An 8,650-nucleotide genomic window follows, 5' to 3' on the forward strand; every position below is an offset into this window, starting at 1 on the left:
AAGGAATATCTATTATTTAATGATATTTTGACTTGGGTTTATTGATATAGAATAGTGGCAGTTTTACACCCCAAAATAAATATGAATTCATTAACAATTTTACAAAATATTGAAAAACATCTTCCCCTCGTGGGAGATGTGCATACTAAAAGTCCAATTGCTTACAAAGCAACCCGTCTTGCAGTTGGTACAGTTAACCTAGTGCAAATGGCAATAGCCGAGTCTTATATCAATGGATTAGAAGTACCGGATGCTGTGTTGCGATCGCTTTTTGATAGTTGTATGCCCATCTTTTTTAAATATTTTCCATCCCTGCTTGCACCCTACGAATGGGTATTAACAGAAACAGACCATACCGCCGAAGGTTCGCAGGAATTAATGAAGATTCAGTACGACTTACCTCAAGCTATGCTGAATCCCATGTTAGGTGATGGAAAACTCATTTATCCTAAATATAGCATGGGATTGTGGGAAAAAGGAGCAACCAATCTTGAAGAATCACAAATGCAAATGATTGATGATGTCATTGACAAATTAGAAATCAAAGATGGTGATCATATTTTAGATTTTGGCTGTGGTTGGGGCTGTGTAGCTAATTATATTCTTGCCAAATTTCCCAATGTCAAATTCACAGGAATTAACTTGAGTCACCACCAATGTGAATATATGCGTCAGAAAATGCAAGATCCCGAAAGTTACCTTAGTTCCGGTCGTTTTACTCTCTATGAAGGAGATTTAAACGATGCCCAATTTGAAACAAAATTTGACAAAATCCTCTCAATTGGTGTTTTTTGTCATGTAGGTAATTTAACAAAAGCTTTCAGAAAACTGGCATCTTTTCTCAAAGATAACGGCAAAATTTTCATTCATATTATTACAGTCCGCACCCCCAATAATATATCCAGCGTTTTCACTCACAAATACATTTTCCCTCATGGTCGTTACTGGAAATATGATGCGATTCCCAGCCATAATCAAGACCTGAAAACTATTGATAAATGGTATCTTAATGGTTCTAATTATTCCCAAACTTTTGCTAGTTGGTTAAAAAACTTTGATGATTCTCAAGCAATAGCAAAAGATTTGGACTACGGTATTAACTATGCCAAATTTCGTCGCATCTGGAGATTTTATTTAATTTGGTTAGGTGCTAATTTCGCCAGTTGCGATGGTGAATACAACGGTAATGGACAATATTTAATGGTTCATGCCTAAGAGGATGTTTTAAAAGTTTTGAGGGGTAAAATTTTATGCTAATCGCCTCGCCATGATCCGGATCATGGCAAGGTAAGATAAAAGTTACTAAAATCCGTGAAATCAGCGCAATCCGTCTAATCCGTGATTCAGACCTTTTTCCCCGCGTAATGCATATAATCCGCAATTCTAACCTGATTTTAGCCATAGGGAACGAAGTGAAATGAAGCAATCGCCAGGGTTGTGATTGCTTCCCTTCCCTCGCAATGACTGTAAATATTTTTGTCCAATTACTTATTTACACCCCCGACTTGGTGAATTCTGCTGTAAGAATGAATTAACTGCGCTCTTGTGACAAATCTATGGTAAAAATAAATATGCAATATAATAGTGTCATAGTCACCATAGCCACAGTTAATTTTGATAATATAGTCAGCTTTTATACTCAATTACTAGAACAAAAACCAAAAAAACTTATTCCCCATATCTATGCTGAGTTTCATATTGCTGGTTTAAAGTTAGGTATTTTTAAACCTAAATCAACAAATGAGTCAGAATTTGTCGTTAATTCCCAAAGTCCGCTCAGTTTATGTTTGGAAGTGAATAATTTAGAAACTGCCATATCTCACCTGACATCTTTAGGCTGTACCTCACAAAGAGACATTTCTATAGCTTCTCACGGACAAGAAATTTATGCCTACGACCCCGACGGCAACCGTTTAATTTTACATCAATCTCATCAAGAGGAAACAGGCAACAGGGAACAGGCAAATATTATGATCAATGACCAATGACAACTAACAAACAATAAATGTCAATCACACAAAATTACAAATTAAATTTGATTCAATGGTATCCCGGACACATTGCCAAAGCTGAAAAAAATCTCAAAGAACAGCTAAAACGGGTTGATGTGGTTTTAGAAGTAAGAGATGCCCGTATTCCTATAACTACAAATCACCCCCAAATGAATGAATGGGTGGGGACAAAAGCCAGGATATTGGTACTCAACCGGGTAGATATGATTTTGCCACAAGTGCGATCGCGCTGGATAGAGTGGTTTAAAAATCAAGGCGAAGTTCCATATTTTACCAACGCCCAACATGGTCAAGGTGTCACCGCCATAGCCAAAGCCGCCCAAGCAGCAGGTATTGAACTTAACCAACGCCGCACAGATAGAGGAATGTTACCCCGTCCCGTCCGGGCTGTCGTCATTGGTTTTCCCAATGTCGGTAAATCAGCCTTAATTAACAGGTTGATAGGAAAACGAGTCGTAGAAAGCGCTGCCCGTCCCGGTGTTACCAGGCAACTGCGGTGGGTAAGAATTTCTGATCAATTACAATTACTGGATGCCCCTGGTGTCATTCCTGCCAGACTGGACAGCCAAGCCGCAGCCGTCAAATTAGCTATTTGTGACGATATTGGTGAAGCAGCTTATGACAATCAACTCATCGGCGCAGCATTCGTAGATATACTTAACGAGCTTCAAGAAACACATTCTCATTTATTACCACCACATCCATTACTGTCACGGTATGAGATAGATTCCATCATCCACACAGGAGAAGACTACTTACAAGTTTTAGCAGAACATCGTTATAAAGGTGATGTAGAACGTGCTGCCAGACAAATGATCACCGATTTTCGGAAAGGACTTTTGGGTAATATTCCCTTAGAATTACCACCATTTTAAATACTAATTTGTCATAGGTAGGTGAACACAATAAAACCAATCTGTGTAACAATACCTTGTCCAAATTGAAAAAAGTCTTGATTTGTAGGTTATTCGGATCGGAAAGCCCGCTAATCATCAAGGACGGGCATCCTGCCCATCCCAAAAAATTGGGTAATTTATTTTTTTTATCGTACAAAGGGACTTCCAATTAAAAAAATCCCCAAAAGTTTCTTGTGGTGCGGGACGAATTGCCCGCTAATTACCAAGGACAGGCAGGATGCCCATCCCACAAAATTGGGTAATTTATTTTTTGGGCGTTGCTGATTAAGGGTATGAATTTTAGTCTCACGCAAAGGCGCAATCACGCTTCGTGATCTCGAAGAGTAGACGCACTGAGGTTTGATTTTTAAAGGTTCAATTTGGAAATTTCATACCTCGATTCAGCAACGCCAAAAAACTTCTGTTCTTCCCTCCTCCCCCTGCTTGCCTTCACCCGTCATTTTCGGGTTGATAGACTACTATGTTGCATATTAAATCTGGAGAAAAAAAATTAGAATGTAATAAGTTTCTAATTTGGTTAAGCAGTTGACTTTTAATTCTTCCGTGATCAACAAACCCATATTCATCCTTGTAGATGGACATTCTCTAGCTTTTCGTTCCTACTTTGCTTTTGCTAAAGGTAGAGACGGAGGACTTCGCACAAAAGCTGGTATCCCCACCAGTGTTTGTTTCGGTTTTATTAAATGTTTGCTAGAGGTAATAGCCACACAACAGCCGCAAGCTATAGCTGTAGCTTTTGATTTGGCTTTACCTACTTTCCGTCATGAAGCTGATGATACTTACAAGGCTGGACGTGCGGAAACTCCAGAAGACTTTATTCCCGACTTAGAAAACCTCTATGAGTTATTACAAAGCTTGAATTTACCCATACTCACTGCACCTGGTTATGAAGCAGATGATGTACTAGGAACATTGGCACAAAAAGCTGCCACCTCTGGATATCGAGTTAAAATACTTTCCGGGGATAGGGATTTATTTCAACTAATTGATGCTGATAAAGAAATTACTGTTTTAAACTTCACTCCGGAAGCATTAAAACGTTCTACAAATAGTATTGCTGAATTTAGAGCCGAAGAAGTAAAAGAGAAATTAGGAGTATTACCTACACAAATTGTTGATTTTAAAGCCTTATGTGGTGACAAATCAGATAATATTCCCGGAGTTAAAGGAATTGGGGAAAAAACAGCAGTTCAATTATTAAATACTTATAATTCTCTGGAAGAAATTTATGCAGCTATAGATGATATTAAAGGTGCAACTCAGAAAAAACTAATTACTGGTAAAGAAGACGCAGAAAAATCTCGTTATTTAGCTAAGATAGTTTGTGATGTTCCTCTAGAAGTTGATTTAGAAGATTGTCAATTAACAGGTTTTGATAATAACTTGCTGATTCCGATTTTAGAGAAATTAGAGTTTAAAAGATTTTTAGAGACAATTAATGAAATACAACAAAAATTTGGCGGAGAAGTTGTAGAAAATAAGGTAGCGGAAATCACAGCAGAAACAGATGATGATTTGTGGTTTTTTAGTGCAGACGATACAGCACAAGAAATAAAAAAAAATGCTTCACCAATTCAACCACGCATTATTAATACAGAAGCTAAATTAACAGAATTGGTAAAACTTTTAAGAAAATTCACAAATCCAGAAAACCCCGTTGCTTGGGATACAGAAACTACTGCTTTAGAACCACGAGATGCGGATTTGGTGGGAATTGGTTGCTGTTGGGGAACGGAATCAGATGAACTTGCTTATATTCCCATTGGTCATAAAATCGGCGATAATTTAAGTCGAGATTTAGTATTAGAAGCACTGCGTCCGATTTTGGAAAGTGCTGATTATCCCAAGGCTTTACAAAATGCTAAATTTGATCGCTTAATTCTGCGGTGTCAAGGAATTAATTTAGCTGGAGTGGTTTTTGATACGATGTTAGCCAGTTATTTGATTAATCCCGATAGTAGTCATAATTTAAGTGATTTATCTTTGCGATATTTGGGATTGAGTGCGAAAAGCTATGGAGATTTAGTTCCTAAAGGAAAGACTATTGCTGATATTAGTATTGCTGCGGTTGCTGATTATTGCGGAATGGATGTTTATTCTACATTTGCATTAGTCTCAAAATTACGGGAAAAGTTAGTAGAAACTCCAACTTTATATAAACTATTAAATGAAGTTGAACAACCATTAGAGGAAGTTTTAGCGGAAGTTGAGTATACAGGAGTTCGGATTAATTCAGATTATCTGCAAGAACTTTCACAGCAATTAGAAATAGAATTAGCCAAGTTAGAAATAATAGCTACTGAAATTGCTGGAGAAAAATTTAACTTAGGTTCTCCTAAACAATTGAGTCATATTCTTTTCGATAAATTAGGCTTGAGTACCAAATATTCTCGCAAAATTCAAACTGGTTATTCTACAGACGCAGCAACTTTAGAAAAACTCCAAGAAGTTGATAATACTGGATTTGTGGAAGCCATTATTGAAAATCGGACTTTGTCAAAATTAAAATCTACCTATGTAGATGCTTTACCAGCTTTGGTACATCCCAAAAGTCAAAGATTACATACTGATTTTAACCAAACTGCAACTTCTACAGGTAGGTTATCTTCTTCTCATCCCAATTTACAAAATATCCCGATTCGCACTGCTTTTAGCCGCCAAATTAGAAAAGCTTTTTTACCGGAATCAGGTTGGTTAATGGTAGCTGCTGATTACTCACAAATTGAGTTAAGGATTTTGGCGCATTTGAGTCAAGAACCTGTGTTAATTCAAGCTTATCAGCAAAATGAAGATATTCATACTGTGACGGCAAAATTAGTCTTTGAGAAAGAAGATATTTCTTCAGATGAACGGCGTTTTGCAAAGACGATTAATTTCGGAGTAATTTATGGGATGGGAGCGCAAAAATTCGCTAGAGAAACGGGGATAAATCCGATAGATGCGAAGTTATTTATTGAGCGATTTAATGAAAGATATGCCAATGTTTTTGCATATTTGGAGAAGGTGAAAAAGGAAGCGATCGCCTATGGTTATGTGGAAACTATTTTGGGTAGACGACGTTATTTTGAGTTTACTAGTAATAGTTTACGGCAGTTAAAAGGTAGTAAGTTGGAAGATATTAATTTACAGAAATTAAAGAATTTAGGTCAATATGATGCTGGGTTACTCCGTTCTGCTGCTAATGCACCAATTCAAGGTTCTAGTGCAGATATTATCAAAATAGCAATGGTGCAATTGCATGAAGTTCTGAAGAAATATCAGGCGCGGTTGTTGTTGCAAGTTCATGATGAATTAGTGTTTGAAGTTCCTCCCCAAGAATGGGAAGAATTACAACCACAAATTAAGTCGGTGATGGAAAATGCTGTTTCTTTATCTGTGCCTTTAGTTGTTGATATTCATGCAGGGGATAATTGGATGGAAACTAAGTAAGTAGGTTAGAATTGCGGATCATAAGCATTACGAGGGGAAAAGGGTCTGAATCACGGATTAGACGGATTGCGCTGATTTCACAGATTTTAGTAACTTTTATCATAGCAAACAACCTAATCCGCCCAATCTTTTAATCTCTATAATCTCCCATAGCGTCTCCCACAAAGGAGGAATAAGGGAACACCAAAAAATAAATTACCCAAACTCTTTCCCCCTGCCTTCCCCCAACGACAATTTTTAACGCTCACCTACTTACACCGTAGCAAAGCATCCGAGGGTTGGGGGAATCTCGATTAATTCTGATACTTTTCAAACATCCTCTAATCTCTAAGTAGGTTAGCATACCTTAAACTTATATCGAACCTGGTTACATTTTTTGTAACGGCAAAAATTATGTGTTGGGTTTCCTTCCAACTATAATTATTTTATGATAGTTCTTCCTCATCAATTTTATGATAACAAATTTAAAATCAATTGTCAACCCCCGCATCTTCTTTTTTGCGCGACTCAATTAAGAGATTGAGTGATATTTTTGTAAATATCGAGAGGTTGAGATCCCCGACTTCATGAAATTGGGATTAAAAATTTAAAATATCTAAAGATGCTTCTATTTCTAATTCTATTATTCTAGCTTTTATATCTTGATATTCTGCTAATTTTCCTTCTTGCCAATATAAATCTGCGGCTTTATGAAAATCTGCTACTGCTCCTTGTTTGTCTGCAATTTCTAATAGGGCGTTTCCTCGGTTATAATAAGCATTGATATAGTGAGAGTTCATTTTCACTACTTGAGTATAATCGGTGATTGCTGCTGCATATTTTCCTAAATCGAAATGAGCATTACCCCGACAATAATAAGTATCAATATCATCAGGATTAATTTGAATGGCTTGGGTATAGTCAGCAATTGCTCCTTCATAATCTCCTAATTCAAACCGATCATATCCACGATTTTTATACCCAATAGCATCATCAAAATCAATATTAATTACTGGCTGTGATTTCTGTTGATCATCTAATAGGTAACGAGATATTTGTCTATCTTTCTGTGTGGTAATATAATCAGGATTCAGCTTAATTGCTTGATTATAATCTTCAATTGCTCCTTGAGTATCACCAATATGAGAGCGAACATCAGCACGATTTTTATAATTAATCGCAATATGGGGATTAATTATAATCGCTTGGGTATAAGCTTCTATAGCTATTTGATAATTCCCTATTTGATAATGTGTCAAACCTATTTGATGATATGCTTGCAGATGATTAATATTAATATTTATTGCCTGACTATAGTTAGTAATTGCTGTGTGATACTCGCCTAATTGATAATTAACTAAGCCTAGTTTATAATAAATGTCAGCATCACTATTATTAAACAGTAAGGCTTGATTATAACTATTAATTGCTGCTGCATACTCGCCTTTTTGGAAATATTCATCACCAAGATTTAAATAAAAAATAGTTAAATCAACAGGTGTAGATTGGGGTTTAATTATTTGACTTTGAGATAAATTAGATGGATAAGAATTTGCTGAAATTGGAAATTGTTCTAAATAGGAAAATAGACCACCACCATACAATAATTGATTAATCCCAAAGGAAATTTTCCCAGTTTTCAATTTAATCATTTGCGTGGGTAGAAATCCAGCTAAAAAAAGATGATATGCAGATTGTGCTTCATTGACTTCTTCTTGAATCAAAATACAGACAATTACTGCATTTTTTTCCACTTCTTCGGCACTAACTGACCATCTCACTCTATCAATACTACCGTGCCGAGATTTGACTTCAACGCCAATGGCAGAATTAGCAGTGAGTGTAAAATCACTTTTACCATCACCACCAAAGCGTTTTTCATAATCTACTTCCGTAATAAAATTAGCTAATCTTTCCTTAACAACTTCCTCGCCTAATTTACCTTTAAGATTATTAATAAAAACATCACGGACTGGAGAAGTGCGTTTATATTTTTCCGCCATTAACCAGCAAAATTCCCGTAATGCTTTTAATCTCTCACCAGAAATAATAGTTAATTCACTATGTTGACCTTCTATTTGACAATGAAGTAGACAACCAGATGTTAACCTTTTCAGGAAGTCAGATTGTAGCGATCGCAGGAGAGTAATCCAATCCATGTACAATATTTCTGTGGTCTTTTTATGCAAGGGTTTAACACTGCCAAACCCTTACAAATCTATATAAATCCGGTTCAAACATATCTAGTAGTTCATCAAATTTATTTTGACGGGTAATGATCGGAAAAAACCTCTGTTCTTCCCTCCCCAACCC

Annotated in this window: 5 protein-coding genes; 4 read left to right on the forward strand and 1 reads right to left on the reverse strand. The window is 36.4% G+C overall.

From position 1 onward, the window contains the following. The first annotated feature begins 81 nt into the window (after positions 1–81). The 4 genes from IQ228_RS15050 to polA all read left to right on the forward strand — a co-directional run bounded on the left by IQ228_RS15050 (position 82) and on the right by polA (position 6,358). Positions 82–1,215 carry a cyclopropane-fatty-acyl-phospholipid synthase family protein gene (locus IQ228_RS15050; protein WP_193963360.1) on the forward strand — a complete coding sequence of 378 codons (1,134 nt, stop codon included), beginning with the start codon at positions 82–84 and terminating at the stop codon, positions 1,213–1,215. A gap of 356 nt (positions 1,216–1,571) precedes the next feature. Then, positions 1,572–1,988: a VOC family protein gene (locus IQ228_RS15055; RefSeq protein WP_027403624.1), complete on the forward strand. Its 417-nt coding sequence runs from the start codon at positions 1,572–1,574 to the stop codon at positions 1,986–1,988. Between the two features lie 17 nt (positions 1,989–2,005). Beyond that, positions 2,006–2,887, forward strand: a complete 882-nt coding sequence (ylqF, locus tag IQ228_RS15060; protein ID WP_193963362.1) for a ribosome biogenesis GTPase YlqF — start codon at positions 2,006–2,008, stop codon at positions 2,885–2,887. A gap of 567 nt (positions 2,888–3,454) precedes the next feature. Beyond that, complete coding sequence (gene polA / locus IQ228_RS15065) at positions 3,455–6,358, forward strand: DNA polymerase I (RefSeq protein WP_193963364.1); 2,904 nt, start codon at positions 3,455–3,457, stop codon at positions 6,356–6,358. Positions 6,359–6,936: 578 nt separating this feature from the next. On the opposite strand, the gene IQ228_RS15070 is transcribed toward polA, so the two are convergent. Then, complete coding sequence (locus tag IQ228_RS15070; protein WP_193963366.1) at positions 6,937–8,496, reverse strand: tetratricopeptide repeat protein; 1,560 nt, start codon at positions 8,494–8,496, stop codon at positions 6,937–6,939. Between the last annotated feature and the right edge of the window lie 154 nt (positions 8,497–8,650).

Origin of the sequence: Dolichospermum sp. LEGE 00246 (assembly GCF_015207865.1) — a bacterium.
Classification (GTDB): domain Bacteria; phylum Cyanobacteriota; class Cyanobacteriia; order Cyanobacteriales; family Nostocaceae; genus Dolichospermum; species Dolichospermum heterosporum.

What these genes read in the sequence shown, in the direction of transcription:
- IQ228_RS15050 (WP_193963360.1), top strand. Translation starts at nt 82, where the DNA reads ATGAATTCATTAACAATTTTACAAAATATTGAAAAACATCTTCCCCTC.
- IQ228_RS15070 (WP_193963366.1), bottom strand. Translation starts at nt 8,496, where the DNA reads ATGGATTGGATTACTCTCCTGCGATCGCTACAATCTGACTTCCTGAAA.
- ylqF (WP_193963362.1), top strand. Translation starts at nt 2,006, where the DNA reads ATGTCAATCACACAAAATTACAAATTAAATTTGATTCAATGGTATCCC.
- IQ228_RS15055 (WP_027403624.1), top strand. Translation starts at nt 1,572, where the DNA reads ATGCAATATAATAGTGTCATAGTCACCATAGCCACAGTTAATTTTGAT.